Origin of the sequence: Moorena sp. SIO1G6 (assembly GCF_010672795.1) — a bacterium.
Lineage (GTDB): Bacteria > Cyanobacteriota > Cyanobacteriia > Cyanobacteriales > Coleofasciculaceae > Moorena > Moorena producens.
Map to the genome: position 1 here is coordinate 1 of NZ_JAAHFZ010000062.1, position 17,652 is coordinate 17,652.

Genomic DNA, 17,652 nt, shown 5'->3' on the forward strand with positions numbered 1-17,652 from the left:
TGTTTTTTGTCTGCTAAGGGCTGAGGGCTGAGGGCGGAGGGCTGAGGGCTGAGGGCTGAGGGCTGAGGGCTGAGGGGTGAGGGCTGAGGGCTGAGGGCTGAGGGCTGAGGGCTGAGGGCTGAGGGCTGAGGGCTGAGGGCTGAGGGCTGAGGGCTGACCACTGACCGCTGAGGGCTGAGGGCTGAATGCTTAGCACCCTATGCTATCAAAACAGCGGGGAATTCGGTTCTGTGGATTGCCATAATAATCCAAAATCTCGTGAGTCCGTAGCACCATAGATTCCATCAGAGCAGTCATGTTCTTCTTTACCACTAATTGGTCTTCTGGTGAAACATAGGCTACGTCTGCCAACAAAACCTCGGTAATGTCTTCATGTGCTCCATCGTCATTAATTTTGGCATGGAGCAAGATTGGTTGATAAAAGTCCGAAGGCAAATCTAAATCTTGACACCGCTGTTTGAACAGACCGTGTGACGCATTCCCCCACCTGGCCGTAGGCCACGCGGGGCGCGTTCGTCCAGGTGGGGGTTAGTCCACGTTGATATTAATTACTATAGCGCTTTTTATCCTCATGAGGTACACATATTTTTTTCCCTCTTCCCTGCTCCCTGCTCCCTGCTCCCTGCTCCCTGCTCCCTGCTCCCTAAAACCTTAGGTGCGCTTGACCTTGGCGAATTAAATTCGCCACGGGTCGCACCTCAAAAACTTGTACCTTACTAGATTAAAAACCGCTATAAAGACCTGGAACACTGATTATTAGTTCGCGTAGGGAACAGGGAACAGTGCGTAGGGTGCGTTAGGGGCGGGCTCGCCCTCATTTTCTGCCTCGTAGCCAGAGTTGGGATAGCCCGTCCCGTAACGCACCGTCAGAGTTGGGATAGTCCGCCCCGTAACGCACCACCCAAGGGCTCTGTAGCTGATGCGTTCCCATAGCAGCTCGTACCGACCATCGCTTTTAGCGATTGACCTTGGCCTTTCGGCCACGCTACGGGAATGGTCACGCTACGCGATTGACTTTTGGTCACGCTACGCGATTGGCCGTAGGCCACGCTAAAAGCGATCGCATTCAACAAAAACTATCCTCTTGATCCATTACACTCCCGACTCCCCACTCCCGATTCTAAATTCTAAATTCTAAATTCTAAATTCTAAATTCTAAATTCCCTACTCCCGTCCTACCACCAAATCCCACAAGGCATCAATACCACTGCCCACATACTCTGAATCCTGGTGTTGTTCAATCCATTCAATTACAGTAGGGAGAATATGATTAGATGTTTTGCCCAATTTGCCCAAGGCATTGGCTGCGTCCTTACGCACATCATAATCATCATCCATTAGTAGTGCTAGGAGGGCGTTGACTACCGTTTCTGAGATGTTGCCCAAATTGCCCAAGGCTTCCGCTGCACTCACACGCACATCAGAATCATCATCCTGAAGTCCTGCTATGAGGGCGTTGATTACAGTTTCTGAGCTGTTGCCCAAATTGACCAAGACATTGGCTGCCGTCACACGCACATCAGAATCATCATCCTGAAGTCCTGCTAGCAGGGCGTTGATTACAGTTTCTGAGTTGTTGCCCAATTTGCCCAAGGCATTGGCTGCTATCACACGCGCAACAGAATCATCATCCATTAGCCCTGCTATGAGGGCGTTGATTACGGTTTCTGAGCTGTTGCCCAATTGGCCCAAGACTTCCGCTACCCTCAAACGCACAAGAGAATGATCATTCATTAGCCTTGCCAGGAGGGCGTTGATTACAGTTTCTGAGTTGTTGCCCAATTTGCCCAAGGCATTGGCTGCCCTCCAACGCACAAAAGAGTGATCATCTTTTACTAGTGCTATGAGGACGTTGACTACCGTTTCTGAGCTGTTGCCCAATTGACCCAAGGCTTCCGCTGCCCTCAAACGCACATCAGAATCATCATCCTGAAGTCCTGCTAGCAGGGCGTTTATTACAGTTTCTGAGCTATTGCCCAATTTGCCCAAGGCATCGGCTGCCCTCCTACGCACAACAAAATCATCATGCTTTAGTCGTGTCAACAATATTGTAATTACCTGATATTTTTCCCCTAACTCGTGTCGATAGTTCAGCAATCGTATGTCATCAATTCGATGGAATTCTTCCTTCAACAATTCCAATACCTGTGCCTCAAAATCCGTTTCATACAAACTACAAATTATCTGAAAAACCTGCTCGCGAATCTTCTCACCAACCCGCTCCTCACTACTCACCTCCAACTCAACCAACCGCTCCAAAATATCTTGAACTAACTCACTATCAGTACTTCGTAAATTTTTCGGGTCTTCTCCCAAACAATTACCAGCAAACAACAAATCCCGATGTAACCAGTGCTCATAGTTACTCTTATTATTCAAAAGTGCATTAATCGCCTTTGCCGCATTTTTCGGTTTTTGTTGTGCTATCAGCAATAATAACACTTCGCGCCAGTGGGAGTCATGTAAATGCTCCCGAATATGATTCAAAACAATATCGAAATTATACTCATTCTCCGCTTGATAGTTAATCTCCTGAGCACACAAATATTCCTGAAAGGTCTTATGGACAAAACCATAACAATCTTGCCCCTGTTCATTCAACAAACCCGTGCGCTTCCGAATCAACTCCACAAACCGTTTCGCCTCTTGCTTGGCTTTATACAAATCCACCTGCTTCAAGGTTTTAATCTGCTCAGCCAATTGGTTAATCAAATCATCTTGATCAATAAGCGTGCCACTATCCTTATCTTCAGCATTTCCCTGAGAATGAATCCAATACGCCAACCATTCCATCAATCGGCGTAAGTCATCCAAACTCAAATAGGTCAACCACTTATCACTACTTAACTCTTTATTAGCATCCCAAGAGGTTAACAAGGTTTCCACTGCTTTGTCATAAAGCTTATAGCGTTCCTTGGGCAAAACCGCTTGATACCGATGAATTAATGCAATAATTGTCAACAATAACGGATTCCGTGCCAATAGCTTAATCCGGTCATTATCATCGAGAGCCTTTCGTAAACTATCCTTGCGCCTTTCAGCTTCTGCTTGGTCTTGAAAGCGACTGTTATACCAGTTATCAATAAACGCGGAAATCTTGCTATCATCAAAGGGTTCAATTTGATAGTGGGGAAAGTCCTCAGTGCGGAAAAAGTCCCGTCGATAACCAGCCGGTCTAGATGTAATAATAGCGCGATTTCTGTCAAACTGTCCTAAAAAATTCTCGATGCGCCTGACTACATCATTGCGTTTAGCCTCTTCTGCTACTTCATCCAAACCATCCAGCAATATCAACGCCCTACCATCAGACAACCAATGCTCAAAAAATCCAACTGGTAACCGTTGCACTGACATCGTGTTTTCCGCAAACCCACGAGCATAGTCGATCAGGTTTTTATCGAGATTTATCCCAAAATCTCGCATCCTAATTAAAATCGGTAGCCAGTCCGTATCACCATCTAATCCCAAAACCTCAGCTTTGCTCTCAGCCAACATTACCGCAAAATAACTCATCAACGTGGTTTTTCCCGAACCAGGCGCACCCAATATCACCACTCGTCTCGACTGACTTTGGCTCAATAGCTGCTGAGCCAAGAATTTCCGTCCAGTCGTCTTTTCCAACAACGCCCTTTCCGGCTTTTCCCCACTTTCTCCTGCTAACAACTCCCGCTCCCAACCGCCAGCAGTTGATACCTCTTCCACCACATCGGGCATTACAAAAATTTGCGCTAACTTCTCCGATTTCTCTACTTCTTGCCCAGGCACAGCAATGCCAGCAAACTTGACATCATCAAACCAGTTAGCTAACTGCTCACAATAATCCTGTTTAGCTACCTGAAATTTTAGATAAGTAACAGTATGCTGAAAATAAGCATTAACAAACGTCTCTATCCAAGGCGTGAGACTATCTTGATTTAGTTTAATATTATTCGTTTCTGCTTCTTGTTGAAATACCCTGATTAAAATATCCCGGTCTGGCTTCCCTTGATTAATTAACGGTTTATGTAATTGTTCCAAAACCGCCGAGTTAGTAAAATAGCCCTGCAAAAAACTTTTAACTCCATGCAATCCATCCGGTGGAGCGTGAAAAAATAACAGTTGGCTCGGTTCCAGTTGTTTTTCCCATTCCTTAACTGCGTCTTCTCCCGCTTTGATTGCCTTCTCTACATCGCTTTTCGTCAGAGCTTGACTTAAGCTATCCCATCCTTTTCCCGAAACAATCTCTAACAAGGATTCCCCTATTTTCGGGATTGCCCAACCGGTTACAAGTGACAATGCTTCTATCATTGATATCTAATTATGTTCTTCAATTACTTCAATTATAGCCCGGGTAACAAGTAATCGATAATAGTCAAAAAAACTGTAATACTTTTTTACAATTAATTGGTTAATTTTCGAGAAAGCAATGGTAGCTAGGAGCTACTGCGGTAAAGCACTTAACCTAATTCCTACTCTCTAAAAAAATGTGGGAGTGATAAATAAGTAGTGATCCAACATTACATTGACATTAAATAAGGCATTTTTTTATAGAAAAATATAACAATTTTAATATCATTAATCAGTATTATTTATCTAAATTATAATAAATACTGATTAATAAATTATTAGGAAACTGCTAAATTTTTATTAGTAAAAAACTTTATAAAGTGTTCAATCAAGCCTTGTAACAATGAATACAGTTTCAGATTTAATAACGCGACCCAATTGCCCTTACTGTAATTGTGAGCAAACAGTTAAAAAGCGATGCAGCGCGGTCTTGGGAAGGCAGAGGTGCGACCCGTGGCGAATTTAATTCGCCAACGGAAAAAGCACCATTACGGTCTTGGGGGTTCCCCCCACTCGCTATTGCCGTGGTTCCCCCCACTCGCTATTGCCGTGGTTTCCCCCACTCGCTATTGCATCAAGACAACGTCACAAGCCGGTAGAAAAACAAACGGGTAAAACTAATCATATTGAAAGATTAAACAATAGACCTCTTGCAAAAGTATTTTTATGATCGTGTTTATGTCAATTCTTGTCCACTGTTCCCTGTTCCCTGTTCCCTGTTCCCGACTTCTGCAAGAAGTCTAATACATTAAGACAAAGGATTAGTCGCCTGGGAACGGAAAACGTTGTCATTTTAAAAAAAATTAGAAAATCACCTAGGAGCTATTTGTTCGGGTTGATTAAGCCATCACTACATGTTTATCACTACCCAAATTCACAGCAAGACTTTTAGACGCTGCGTGACGGTTGGTGACAGACTCGCTACTTTTACCCCAAGTAAACATAAATCTGACTGAGGTATTTTATGAGATTGAATGACTGTCACAATTTTCAGGATTTCCGAAAATTAGCGAAACGCCGACTACCAGGACCAATTTTTAATTACATCGATGGAGCGGCTGATGATGAACAGACCTATCGGCGCAACACTCAAGCCTATGAAGACTGCGATCTTATTCCGAACGTGCTTGTCGGTGTGGAAAATGTGGATATGTCAGTTGAGGTGATGGGGCAAAAACTAGAAATGCCTATCTACTGTGCCCCGACAGCATTGCAACGCCTTTTTCATCACGAAGGAGAACGTGCGGTTGCGAGAGCTGCTGCAAAATATGGCACAATGTTTGGGGTGTCAACACTTGCGACAGTAACCGTTGAAGAAATCGCAGAAATCGCAAACACGCCGAAGATGTTTCAGTTCTACTTCCATAAAGACCGTGGCTTGAATGATGCGTTGCTTGAACGCGCACGAGCAGCGAACTTTAATGTGTTGGCATTAACCGTCGATACCATTACTGGTGGCAATCGCGAACGGGATCTGCGAACGGGATTTACCTCGCCACCAAAATTAACCCTTGACTCCTTAATAAGTTTTGCGACTCACCCAGTATGGGCTTGGAACTTTTTCACAAAAGAAAAGTTCGATATGCCCCACTTGTCTGGTCATGTCTCGGCGGGAACGAATTTAGCAGTCTCTGTTGGCGATTACTTCTCAACGATGCTAGATCAATCCATGAATTGGAATGATGCTGAAAAACTCTGCTCACAGTGGAATGGGCAGTTTGCACTGAAAGGGATAATGAGTGTGGAAGATGCCAAGCGTGCTGTTGATATTGGTTGTACGGGTATTATGGTTTCTAACCACGGTGGCCGTCAGCTCGATGGTTCGCGCAGCCCCTTCGATCAACTCGCAGAAATTTGTGATGCTGTTGGGGATAAAATTGATGTCATTTGCGAAGGTGGTATTCAGCGCGGTACCCATGTGCTGAAGGCCCTATCTGTTGGAGCTAAAGCATGTTCAGGTGGGCGATTATATCTTTTTGCATTGGCCGCTGCTGGGAGAGCAGGAGTTGAGCGTGCTTTAGGTAATATGCGCACTGAGATTGAGCGTGATATGAAATTGATGGGAGTGACCAAGCTCGATCAATTGAGTAGAGATAATCTACGCTTTCATCACTCACGATGAAGCTGCGTAGGGTGGGCAAGGTCTAATGAAAGAATTGAGAATTTTCCGACCTAGGCTTGCCCACCCTACAAATCTTGGACATTCCCCCGTCAGAAATCCGGGCGTCGGCTGTGCATTGCTGATTTCATCCGCCCCCTAGAACACAATCAATTTGATGTCTTGCCTATGCAGGCAGTCACTATGGGAGAAATTGCCACCCAGAAAGCACAGGAACTCTATCAAAGCAACCAGTACACCGATTATCTCTATTTCCACGGAATGGCGGTGCAGTTGGCGGAAGCCTTGGCAGAATGGAGTCATGCCAGGATTCGGCGGGAATTAGGCTATGGAGATTTAGAGCCTGATAACATTCGCGATGTATTAGCCCAAAGGTATCAGGGTTCTCGGTATAGTTTTGGCTATCCAGCTTGTCCGGTGGTCATCGATCAAGTGCCACAGTTGCAATTATTGGGATGCGATCGCATTGGGATATCGATTGATGAGAGCGAACAGCTTTATCCAGAGCAAACCACCACTGCTTTTGTAAGCTACCATCCTGTCGCTAGATATTTTAGTGCTTAGATTTATCGACAATGGGGTCGCGCTGAAATCCAGGCGGCCTCTAATTTTTATTGATAATTGCTAGGTTTCTGTAGGATGTGTTAGCGATAGCGTAACGCATCAAAACCTGACTCTGCGGTGCGTTAGGCAGAGCCGTAACGCACCCTACTGGCGTGGCACTAATTTTTATTGATAATTGCTAGGTTTCTGTAGGATGTGTTAGCGATAGCGTAACGCATCAAAACCTGACTCTGCGGTGCGTTACGGCTCTGCCTAACGCACCCTACAAGCTGGATTGGCTTTCAAAATAGAGGTTATACATGAGTGAAGTAAACGATATATCGAATTGGCATCAAGATTTTATTGCCAGTAATTTGTTGGTCATTGGCTATAATGCTTGGGCAGGTCATCTCAGTCAGAAGCGCGGTGCGATCGTTTGTAGTACAAATTCTCCAACATTGGGGGTTGGTGGAGAATCATTCAAAACCCATTTTGTCGGACGTTCTCGCCTTGCGCCGTTCCTGAATGCCTGGTTAACGGCTCCTAAAACGGCAATTTTGCCCCATCACTTTATGATTGCTCACATCTTGGAAGTTGTCGATAATTATTCTCCAACAACAGAAGTTGTATTGTTGCTGGAGTCTTTCGATCAGGCAACGTTCTTTTACTTGAAAAACCTACCCATTACACCACCTCAATGCTACGAGCAAGTACGTAAGACTTGGGATGAATTCCAGCCAGGAGTTAGTGTTCGGCAAGCGGAAAAGCTTTGTAGTTATAGCAACCGCCTGGGAGGTTAGGACAACGCCAAATGCAGCAAACCTTTTCCTGTCAATCTCTTCCCTTGGAGCCTTAGCGTTATTGAAAAGGGAATTCAGCTATTCTCAACTCTTGCGAAGTAGACAAGCTCTGCTTTTTATGGGATTATATCTAATAATGGAATAGGTGTAGTCATATAGACCATCTTTGCAGAGTAACGGTCGATTCTCCGAAATACTCTTGTCCTATCGGCGACAAAGCACACAGCATTTACCTCAATGCCGACTCTTATCGAAAAAATAGCCTCCGACGAGGTTATCGATACTGCTTATCAATGGTTGTGTAAAAAACGCGAACATTACCATCCTAATGCCGATGTCTGGCAGGTCAGACGATGGTGGCATGAGAAAAAGCCCATTCTACTGGCGCAAATTCTTTCGGGCAATTTTCAATTTCGGGAGTTGCGCTTGATTCGAGGTGAGGAGAAGTTAATAGAATGGTGGTCGTCTTTGGATGCTTTGGTATTAAAGGCGATAACGATTTTAGGGACAAGAGTATACACCCAAAAGGATATGCAAGTTAATGCTTACATCATATAGTAACGTCTTCGTTGGAATTAGTCTCGCAAATAAGACCCTCACTCCTCAAGGGGTGAAGTACATTCTTGATTTTGCAGCTTCTGAGTTTGAGTGCCGTCGCTTGGTATTTTTAGTAGCTGACCAATTAAACCTCATCAATCTCAGAGTATTTGAGAGTGGAAGTCATGACACTCTCAGCAAGAAGGTTTATCAAGAGTCTGAAACGTTCATTGAGTGCATCAAAGTAGGGCTCGCGTCCTGGTCTGGAAGCATAGAATTTATTGACATTATAACCTGGAATCAAATCCTTGATCGTGGCTACTGGAATGCCTACATGAAAATATTTTCACAGTTCATCCAAAACACAATCTTCCAAAAAGATCTAGAAGATATAGCTAGGAAGTTTGCCAGGGGAAGAGGGAAGGGTGATGATATGGCTTCTGTTCATTACCTGTCTACCTACTTAATTTCTGAGCTCCCAACTCTTCTTGAAGGAATCCGATACAAGAACAAAATTTATTCGTCTATGGTCTATCCAACTTATCATGGCGAAGCCATGGATGAGATTGCAAAAGGAATAGTTGCTGGTAGATATGGATTGTTTCATGATATTGAATACAAATGTCAGATTAAACACCTCTTCTTGAGTTCTGATGGACACCCTACTAGTAGCTCAGCAATACCTGGGGCCAAAAGTTAGGGGCCAAAAGCAGACGCTCCCCCCATTAGACTGCATTCCTAGCTCCACAAGTATTGCTCAACATTAAAACCTTCCTCTTGATGTACCGTTGTGCCGATAGCCCCATGGAAATTCACAAGCAGCTCAGGCGGGACCTCTACACGGATGGACATTCTGACAATTTGACGACCATGATCCTGAATGGCAAGAGGGTTCGCGGCATAGATATTGCCGACGTTATTACACGATTGTTCGATGAGATTACGCAGCATCTGCACGTTACAAGCGAACACCCCGACATTAACATCCTGAGGTATCGTAAAGTTTCACTAAAAATATAGTCAAACTTGGTCATCTATGCTATCATGTAGACATGAAGCTTTCACAATATGCTACAGCTAGAGCCTAACAGACAGTAATGTTACTAGCAGAAAGACACATTATTAAGAAAGGGCATCGATTTTGGACCCAGATAGATAATTTATCTTGGCAGTCGAAAAATCTTTACAACTGTGCTAATTATATAATCCGTCAAAATTTGATTTATGGCCATGGCTATTTGACTTATAATCAGATGGCTTCCTTGATGAAAAATAACGAGCAATATCGAGCCTTACCCGCTAAAGTATCACAGCAAGTATTAAGAGGATTAGACCGTAACTGGAAATCATTTTTTCAAGCTTCATCAGCATTTAAGACTAATCCCGATAAGTTTCTGGGTCAACCGAAAATCCCCGGTTACAAAGATAAAAAAAAGGGTAGAAATCTTTTAGTTTATACGATTCAAGCTCTTAGTAAAATTGCTCTAAGAACAGGTTTTGTCAAACTATCGGGGACTTCAATTGAGTTGACTACTAGAGTAGCTTCTGTGATAGCTGAAGTGAGAATTGTCCCCCAATATGATTGTTATGTAATCGAGGTAATTTATGAAAAAAATGAACAGTTCTTAGTCCCTAATGACAGGATAGCAGCAATAGATTTGGGTGTAGATAATTTGATGGCTGTAACTTCAAATCAACCGGATTTTACTCCTTTGTTGATTAATGGCAGACCGTTAAAAAGCCTGAACCAATTTTATAACCAACGTCGTGCTTTCCTACAATCAAGATTAATTGGTAATCGTCACAGCTCTCAAAGAATTAGCCGTCTCACTCGCTGTCGAAATCAGAAAGTAGATGATTATCTTCACAAGGCTAGTCGTTATTTAGTGAATCTCTTGACCCAGGAACAAATTACCACTTTAGTCATTGGTAATAATCTCGGTTGGAAACAAGAGGTAAACTTAGGGAAAGTCAATAACCAAAAATTTGTGACTATTCCCCATGCTAGATTAATTGACATGATTACTTACAAATGTCAATTAGTAGGAATACATGTGATTCTTCAAGAAGAATCCTATACTAGTGCTTCTAACTTTTTCAATAATGATCCGCTCCCAGTTTATGGACAGATAACTGAAAAACCAGTTTTTTCAGGAAAAAGAATCAAGCGAGGTTTATATCGTACAGATGGAGGATTTCTCTGTCAATCCGATGTAATGGGTTCCTACAATATTCTCAGAAAAGCATTCCCAAATGCGTTTACTCGCTATGGGATAGAGAGGTGCGTAGTTCACCCCAGGAGAATTAATCTCTCAAAGTGAAAGTGAAAGGAATTTCTGAAATGAAATTCAGTCTGTCTATATTTGACTATACTTTTACCAACTATTACGTCTATATGTCTCTCCTGTATGTGGTCCCAACGGGTTTGGTCAGTACTAACTACAAGTATATCTCCCAGCCTACCCGCGCGGCCAATTGCAAACAACCACTGTTCCCAAAATGCCTCATTAGTAATTTCACTAATATTCTGTGGCCTATTTCCTATCATGTAATGTAGTCCTCCTTCTGTGTTTCCTCGTGCTTGACTTATTCATTGGAGTTTAGACAAAATGTTAATTTCGATCCTCTCTCCTTACACTCTTAAGACGATTTCCAAACCCAATTTCTGAATTTTTCGAGTTAGCACTAATTTTTTTGATCTCGACCGTGGTAGAGCCGTCACTCCGCGTCCGCAGGCAACCATTTGAAGCATCATGTCTGTGCTCTCGATCACTTTCTGTTTTCTGACCGTCCTGCCCGCCGGAGCGAGGAAGCAGGTAACGATGGATCGAATTGGCATCAAGATTTTATTGCCAGTAAGTTGTTGGTCATTGGCTATAATGCTTGGGCTGGTCATCTCAGTCAGAAGCGCGGTGCGATAGTTTGTAGCACAAATTCTCCAACATTGGGGGTTGGCGGAGAATCATTCAAAACCCATTTTGTCGGACGTTCTCGCCTTGCGCCGTTCCTGAATGCCTGGTTAGCGGCTCCTGTAGGGCAGCAACTCTAATATCTAGCGATCGCCCCAACACAACTTTTCCATCCCACACCCTGCATCAAACTCTGCCAAAAAACAGAAAGTCTAGATAATAAAGGTGGACATCTACTAATATTAACCACATCAGTAATATTCAACCCAAAGATCGCTTTTAATCTCATATCCGGTTGAATACTTATAAATAAGGGAGCGGGTAAAGGATAAAATAGAGAGATTTCCCCTGTGTAACGAGGATAAGTTTTTTCATCACTAATTATCCGGACTCTATCTAACTCTCCAAAACTATCAACACTCTCTGACTTTTCTACCTCTGGTTGTGATGGAGAAATAGAGCGATCGCCTGATGGAGTAATGGAATGGCAACTAAATGTAGCATTATTATTTGAAAATGGTTGAATGTTAGCTATATCACTTTCAACCGATACAGTCTCCGTCTCCAACACATTCTTATCGTCTTGCGACCTTATCTGCTGCTGCTTTTCCCCATTTTCTTCTGGGGTAGGAGACTGACTCTCTACTGACATCTGTTGGGACGAATGGTGGTTGGCCCCAACTTCCGACTCCGAATCTCGAAAATAGGCACTCAACTTCTCTTTAAGCTGTTTCCGTGCCAAAGATATCCGCTTGCAGACATTATCATAAGATATCCCTTGCTGTTCGGCAATTTCTTGATGGGAAAGCTCCCGATAAAAATGCAAAATAAACGTCCCCCGCAACTTTTCCGGCAACTCAGCGATCGCCCCTCGTATCCGTTCGGACCTCTCCTCTCTCTCCAGAACCGACTCTGGACATTCAACCGTTCCTGTAGTAATAACTTCCTCAGTATTACCCACCCATTCAATACTTTCAACACCCACAGCACCACAAGAACGTTTGCGGATCAGATCGATGCAAAAATTACGAGTCACCTGATACAACCAAGCCTTTAAATTAGTAATTTTTTCCCCGAACTTTTGCACTTTTTCCCAAGCTTTTACCATTGCCATACTAAGAGCATCCTCGGCATCCATTGGGTTAAAATTCATCATCTTGAGACAGCAGCGATAAAGTTGGCCTCGACTTTCTTGCCATTGCTGCCAAAACTGAGAGATTAGATGGGAACGATCGTTCTCTGTTACAGCATTTTCCATTAAGTTTCGTCTTGTATTTGGAGTGCGGGATCGATCGTTTTTACTCTAAGCGTGTAATGATTCTATAAATATTTGTGCCAGTCTATCCGCAGAGATGCGATTCAAGGTTACATTGATTCTAAGCAAGAAAGTATTGCTATCAGTTTCTGGCTCTGGAAGATAAACATTTTTCTTTTCCAACGTATCCCTAAACGTATCCAAATCAACATCAGATACATGCAATTTAAAGACATTACTACCATTGGGAATTTTCTCAACCTTGAAAGATGGATTTTTATGGATTAAATCAAAAAAATCATCTGCTAGCTTGATAGCCATTCTCAGTTCATCCATAAATGTATCAAGAAAGTTGAGGGCTATGACCGCAGATGGCCACATTTGAAATATATTACCCCCAAACATTCGCCGTACATGGTATAAATCTTTTGCGAACTCGTTAGAACAGGCTAATATTGCTCCAAAGCCAGCATTGAAATATTTAAACAGTGAAACATAAACTGTATCAAACAAAGAAGCGTACTCATGAGGCGATATACCAGAAAAAGTGGATGCAATAAATAATCTTGCTCCATCTAAGTGGAGCCTAATACCTTGATCTTTGGCAAAAGTTGAAATTTTCTTCATTTCTTCAAAGTTGAAAATTTCATTGTACTTTCTTCGCACTGGACTTTCAATAGAAATGACACCCACTTCTGTTACAACTTTACCTGTTTTCGCTTTGTCAATAACTTGCTTCACATCGTCCAAAGTAAATGTAGCTTGATCCGGAGCAAGTGGTATTAAGTTTAATCTGCTGAGCGTTTGTAAACAATCACCTGAATCATTGTAGATATGACTTTCTTTTTGGACAAGCACTCTTCCTTTATGATTAGCAAGTTCCCGAATTGCGATTTGATTGGATAGCGTTCCTGATGGCATCATAACGGCAGTCTCTTTGCCAAGTAAATCAGCAAATTTGGCTTCAAACTCACTAATAATACCGCCAAGTGAATATACATCACGTTCAATATTTCTGCTTTTTGTAAGCTTATACAGAAGCTGCGAGTATGCAAGTGGAGACATTTGAATTCCATCTGCTGTAAATCGAATTGACTTATCTGAATTAACCAGATCAATATTATCCATTATCTAAATTTACCTCATGTATAGAAAAACATTTTACATCCTCCCCGGCCTAAAGGCGCGGGGATTCCTACCGAGCCGAAGCCCCTCAGCGGGTTGACGTTTCTTTGGCTGCTGCACCCACCCCTCTTGCTCCCCTCCCGGGAGGGGATGGGGGTGGGTTATGCTTGCCTCCATGTCCGTTTAAAGTCTCGGACTGCCCGCCCGCGACTAATATATTTATTGCTGCATTTTTGTCTCGGTCATGTTTTGCTCCACAGTTGAGACACTCCCACTCTCTCACTGAAAGGTCTAATTGACCTCCACGGAAACCACAATATGAACATTTTTGAGAAGTAGGTTCCCAACGGCTAATTACTCTAAAATCACGACCGTATTTTTCAGCTTTTCCTTCTAGGCATGTTCGGATATGTGTTAAGATTAGTATATGGTTTTACTTGTATTTATACCAAATTATACTGTTTTAATTCATTTTTGGCAAAAATTTTCAGCTATGAGTGAGCTAATTTGGTAACAATTGATACTCTCCTACCCTTATAGGTTCTATACTTTGTGATAGACCACATCAACCCGATCCCGTGGAGGAATTGATTTAAAATGAGTAGTCTTGCAGTTGCAACTGTTATATCGAACAGCGAAGCGCTTGTTGAACAGCAAATTTTAAGCTTTGAAACGTTCCTTAAGCTTCGAGGCCAAGAAAGTAAAGTCTTTGAGGCTGCTTCTGAAGTTTACACGAGGCTCAGTAATTATTCTGTACTCGATCAAGCGGCTTCGGAGAAGAGCCACGTTCCGACTGGAAGTTCTTGGATTTTGGAATGCCTACCTGATCAGCAATATCACTGGCATTCGTTTTCAACAGAGGATCCGATGTTATCTGCGCGTCGAGTGTTCTTTATTGCCGATAGAGGCCTGAGAATTTCGGTTTTTGAGAACCCTGCATCTTTTCTACAGCCAAGGCATGAGATCTTTGAGTGTGAGGGGCCAGTGTTTCTTGAGTTTGAATTCTGTGGTAGTCTTGTGCACCGGTTTCGGCCACTGAGTGGCAGACTGTTTGCGCTTTCCATACATCATAAAGATGAATCTGTTTCGGACACAACATTGGGTCAGCAAACCCACATCTTTTCAGGGGAGTCACCTCAAATCACGCAGCGCTTTCATCTAACATTGTGACTTTAACTTTGGCTCTTCTGGATCTAGGGTGGAGCTAATCGGGGTGGCCATTGACAACATCGATGTTGGTGTCGCCATCGGAATTGCGATTGGTGCTGCGATAAAAGTAAGAGAAACTATAGGTGTAGACATAGGCATAAATACATTAGCAACCTGTTCTGATCGAACTAAATTTGCCAATATCAAAGCCTATAGGCAAGCCAAAAAACAATTAATTCGTCATCAACGAGCAGTCAGCAAAAAAGTTATTGGCTCCAAAAACCGACGCAAAGCAGTAAAAAAACTAGCAAAGGTTCACAAGAAAGTAGCCGATATCATAGCAGACGCTCTACACAAACTCACAACATGGTTAGCTAAAAACCACAGCACCATAGTAATTGAGGACTTGAATGTAAGTGGAATGTTGAAAAACCATAAACTAGCAAGTGCCATAGCAGACTGTGGCTTTTATGAATTTAAGCGTCAGCTTACATACAAATGTGAATGGTACGGCAGTGAATTAGTCATAGCAGATAGATATTATCCAAGTTCTCAAATATGTTCAAACTGTGGGCATCAACAGAAAATGCCATTGCACTTGAGAACTTATGAGTGTAGTGAATGCAGTTTTGAAGCTGATAGAGACTTGAATGCTGCTATCAACCTGAAAAACTATGTGCATCAGTAGCTTGAGTTCCAAGCGAATTTAAGCCTGTGGAGAAGATAAGTTACAGACTGCGGTCAGTGATCTTCAGTGAAGCAGGAAGCTAGCTCCAAAGCTCATGCAACCATGTATGGGTAAGTTTGGCTAAGTTTAGTATAACGGTGGATTATTAATCCAGTAATCGAAGCGGTATTAGAAATTTATAGCAGCGAGGAAGCAATACCAATGTATGTAATAATGATTATGAAAATTACAAAATTTAGCTAATATGAATTCCCTATTTACCGCCCGCACTTCCGTAGAACAAGTAGAAGAAGGTTTGTTACTTGCTCCCAAATTTGATGCCAATGGTTTGATTCCAGTAGTTACCACGGATGTCAACACGGGTGAAGTGCTGATGCACGCCTATATGAACGAAGAGGCGTTAGTTAAAACCATTGAAACGGGAGAAGCTCATTATTACAGTCGCAGTCGTCAGCAGCTATGGCATAAAGGTCAATCTAGTGGACTGGTACAGAAAGTACAGCAGTTAGCTATTGATGACGACCAAGATTGTCTATGGATGCAGGTTAAAGTAGCTGGTTCGGGAGCTAGTTGTCACGTGGGTTATCGTTCTTGTTTTTATCGCTGTATTCCTACGGGAAAAAGTGCTATTGATTCCCAAGAACCAATTCAGTTAATATTTACCGAAACGGAGAAAACCTTTGACCCGAAAACAGTGTATGGTGATGCTCCCAACCCAACACAATTGTAAATTCACTTCAACCGTTCTTATTTAAGGAGAACAAATTGACACTCCCCGCCCTGGAAGGAGGGGGATTCTTGCTTCTACGGGGTGACTTGTTATCCCTTGCCGGAGCCAGGAAAAATAGAGGTCTCCTCTCCACAAGCGTATTTAGTCTTCGACCTAGGTTTCGGTGTGCCCCACCGTACCTCACCTTTTTTTTACATATAGATAGATACTTTTTTTATCTAATTTTGTTTCATAGACTTTTAAGTCGTTAGACCAAATTACGCAATATGTATCTGATACATATTTTTTACGTTGTCTACTTATGATTAGATAGTATTTATCTAGTGTTTAGTTTTTTGTTTATAATTTTATTATAACACGCAGTGCGAAAACTGTCAAGTTTTAACTTAAATATTGAAAGCCGTCCTATAAGGACGGGGCGCGATTACCCAAAATTTTTGGTAATATCATGTCTGTGCTGACTCTAAGGAGTTATGGGCCGCAAGGCCGCTGAAGCATCGGGCTTACTTAAACTCCGAACAGGTGCCCCCCAAGCCGGTCACAATGGTGCAGGTGTTGTAAACCAGCATGCCCTGATAGCTGCCTGCGGGAGTGCCCTTTTCCCCGATGCCGTCTGCCTTCAGCACATCCTCTGAAATATTGACGCCCGCCTCATTTGCCACGGTTCGCAGCACCTTGTCGTTGGCGGTCAGCTCCGCAAACAAGATCGGAACACCGATCGCCTGAATCCTCTCGGATAGGGATTTAACCTTGGCTACAGTGTTTCCGGGGCTTCAGTAGCAGTCATGAGTTCTTTTAGTACATTTGTTCTACGAATTTGACATGCTCCCGAAGCTCACTTCTGATCCGAACGCACACTGCTTCAAAATTGTGCAATACTTCATCATTGGTAAATCGAATTACTTTTAATCCATAACCTTCAAGAATGTGGCTTCTTTCTTGATCATAAGCAAGGCCAGCTTCTGTATAATGAGACTCTCCATCAACTTCAATCACTAATTTTAAAGCAGCGCAATAAAAGTCAACAATAAAATTCCCTATCGGTCTTTGTCGCAAGACTCTAAACTGAAATTTTTTTAAATAGTCAGACCACAGCTTTTTCTCGGCTGGTGTCATAGTTTTCCTTAATTCTCTAGCTCTGGTTACTAAATTGGAGTTATAAGGTAGATGAAATTGTCTTTGTTGGCGATCGCACATTTTACAAGAATTGAGCTTGTGGTTTTTGCCGTGGGTTTTGATCCCCCTAAATCCCCCGAGCGAGGGATTGCTCGCTCGGGGGACTTTCCAGATAGATTTCCGGACTCCCCCCTTTGATAAGGGGGGCTGGGGGGGATCAAGCGAGTAAATGGGATAGAAAGAGATGGTATCTAGGAGCCGCTACGGGAACCCATAAATATCCTATCAATTTAAATACTATTCCATTAAATACTATCGCCAAATTAACCTTGAAAATTAAATGTAATGCTCTGAT

13 protein-coding genes and 5 pseudogenes are annotated in these 17,652 nt (G+C 42.8%); 11 read left to right on the forward strand and 7 right to left on the reverse strand.

The window, feature by feature from the left end; genetic code table 11:
- Nucleotides 1-189: 189 nt before the first annotated feature.
- Together F6K63_RS31000 and F6K63_RS31005 are read right to left on the reverse strand one after the other, a co-directional pair.
- A complete protein-coding gene (locus tag F6K63_RS31000) occupies nucleotides 190-435 on the reverse strand; it encodes a hypothetical protein (RefSeq protein WP_008186613.1) in 246 nt (81 codons plus the stop codon).
- Nucleotides 436-1,164: 729 nt separating this feature from the next.
- Nucleotides 1,165-4,287: an NACHT domain-containing protein gene (locus F6K63_RS31005; protein ID WP_287314145.1), complete on the reverse strand. Its 3,123-nt coding sequence runs from the start codon at nucleotides 4,285-4,287 to the stop codon at nucleotides 1,165-1,167.
- A 492-nt stretch (nucleotides 4,288-4,779) separates the two neighbouring features.
- On the opposite strand from F6K63_RS31005, the gene F6K63_RS31010 reads away from it, so the two are divergent.
- The 8 genes and pseudogenes from F6K63_RS31010 to F6K63_RS31045 form a co-directional block, all read left to right on the forward strand.
- Nucleotides 4,780-4,941 carry a hypothetical protein gene (locus F6K63_RS31010; protein WP_287314146.1) on the forward strand — a complete coding sequence of 54 codons (162 nt, stop codon included), beginning with the start codon at nucleotides 4,780-4,782 and terminating at the stop codon, nucleotides 4,939-4,941.
- Nucleotides 4,942-5,290: 349 nt separating this feature from the next.
- On the forward strand, nucleotides 5,291-6,448 hold the full coding sequence (locus F6K63_RS31015; RefSeq protein ID WP_071107388.1) for an alpha-hydroxy acid oxidase: 1,158 nt from the start codon (nucleotides 5,291-5,293) through the stop codon (nucleotides 6,446-6,448).
- Between the two features lie 63 nt (nucleotides 6,449-6,511).
- Nucleotides 6,512-7,009, forward strand: a pseudogene (locus F6K63_RS31020) (vitamin B12 dependent-methionine synthase activation domain-containing protein); the annotation flags it as partial.
- Nucleotides 7,010-7,308: 299 nt separating this feature from the next.
- Nucleotides 7,309-7,788, forward strand: a complete 480-nt coding sequence (locus tag F6K63_RS31025; RefSeq protein ID WP_287314148.1) for a hypothetical protein — start codon at nucleotides 7,309-7,311, stop codon at nucleotides 7,786-7,788.
- Nucleotides 7,789-8,025: 237 nt separating this feature from the next.
- On the forward strand, nucleotides 8,026-8,346 hold the full coding sequence (locus F6K63_RS31030; RefSeq protein WP_287314149.1) for a hypothetical protein: 321 nt from the start codon (nucleotides 8,026-8,028) through the stop codon (nucleotides 8,344-8,346).
- Nucleotides 8,330-9,025 carry a tRNA-dependent cyclodipeptide synthase gene (locus F6K63_RS31035; protein WP_287314150.1) on the forward strand — a complete coding sequence of 232 codons (696 nt, stop codon included), beginning with the start codon at nucleotides 8,330-8,332 and terminating at the stop codon, nucleotides 9,023-9,025. The genes F6K63_RS31030 and F6K63_RS31035 overlap by 17 nt, the downstream gene beginning before the upstream one ends.
- A gap of 397 nt (nucleotides 9,026-9,422) precedes the next feature.
- Nucleotides 9,423-10,646, forward strand: a complete 1,224-nt coding sequence (locus F6K63_RS31040; protein WP_287314151.1) for an RNA-guided endonuclease InsQ/TnpB family protein — start codon at nucleotides 9,423-9,425, stop codon at nucleotides 10,644-10,646.
- 455 nt (nucleotides 10,647-11,101) lie between these two features.
- Nucleotides 11,102-11,356: pseudogene (locus tag F6K63_RS31045) on the forward strand (hypothetical protein); the annotation flags it as partial.
- A gap of 14 nt (nucleotides 11,357-11,370) precedes the next feature.
- Here F6K63_RS31045 and F6K63_RS31050 read toward each other — a convergent pair.
- The 3 genes and pseudogenes from F6K63_RS31050 to F6K63_RS31060 form a co-directional block, all read right to left on the reverse strand.
- A complete protein-coding gene (locus F6K63_RS31050; RefSeq protein ID WP_287314153.1) occupies nucleotides 11,371-12,492 on the reverse strand; it encodes an RNA polymerase sigma factor in 1,122 nt (373 codons plus the stop codon).
- Between the two features lie 45 nt (nucleotides 12,493-12,537).
- Nucleotides 12,538-13,617, reverse strand: a complete 1,080-nt coding sequence (locus F6K63_RS31055; protein WP_287314154.1) for a threonine aldolase family protein — start codon at nucleotides 13,615-13,617, stop codon at nucleotides 12,538-12,540.
- An 85-nt stretch (nucleotides 13,618-13,702) separates the two neighbouring features.
- Nucleotides 13,703-14,020: pseudogene (locus tag F6K63_RS31060) on the reverse strand (zinc ribbon domain-containing protein); the annotation flags it as partial.
- A 191-nt stretch (nucleotides 14,021-14,211) separates the two neighbouring features.
- Here F6K63_RS31060 and F6K63_RS31065 point away from each other — a divergent pair.
- From F6K63_RS31065 to hisI, 3 genes and pseudogenes are all read left to right on the forward strand, one after another.
- Nucleotides 14,212-14,784, forward strand: coding sequence for a hypothetical protein (locus F6K63_RS31065; RefSeq protein WP_071107393.1), 573 nt, complete (start codon nucleotides 14,212-14,214; stop codon nucleotides 14,782-14,784).
- Nucleotides 14,785-14,887: 103 nt separating this feature from the next.
- Nucleotides 14,888-15,451, forward strand: a pseudogene (locus F6K63_RS31070) (RNA-guided endonuclease InsQ/TnpB family protein); the annotation flags it as partial.
- Nucleotides 15,452-15,695: 244 nt separating this feature from the next.
- On the forward strand, nucleotides 15,696-16,181 hold the full coding sequence (gene hisI, locus F6K63_RS31075; protein ID WP_071107395.1) for a phosphoribosyl-AMP cyclohydrolase: 486 nt from the start codon (nucleotides 15,696-15,698) through the stop codon (nucleotides 16,179-16,181).
- Between the two features lie 503 nt (nucleotides 16,182-16,684).
- On the opposite strand, the pseudogene F6K63_RS31080 reads toward hisI, so the two are convergent.
- Both F6K63_RS31080 and F6K63_RS31085 read right to left on the reverse strand, forming a co-directional pair.
- Nucleotides 16,685-16,930 (reverse strand): annotated as a pseudogene (locus F6K63_RS31080) (metal ABC transporter solute-binding protein, Zn/Mn family); the annotation flags it as partial.
- A 46-nt stretch (nucleotides 16,931-16,976) separates the two neighbouring features.
- Nucleotides 16,977-17,378 (reverse strand): endonuclease domain-containing protein, encoded by a 402-nt coding sequence (locus tag F6K63_RS31085; RefSeq protein ID WP_287314156.1) that lies wholly within the window; start codon nucleotides 17,376-17,378, stop codon nucleotides 16,977-16,979.
- Nucleotides 17,379-17,652 lie beyond the last annotated feature (274 nt).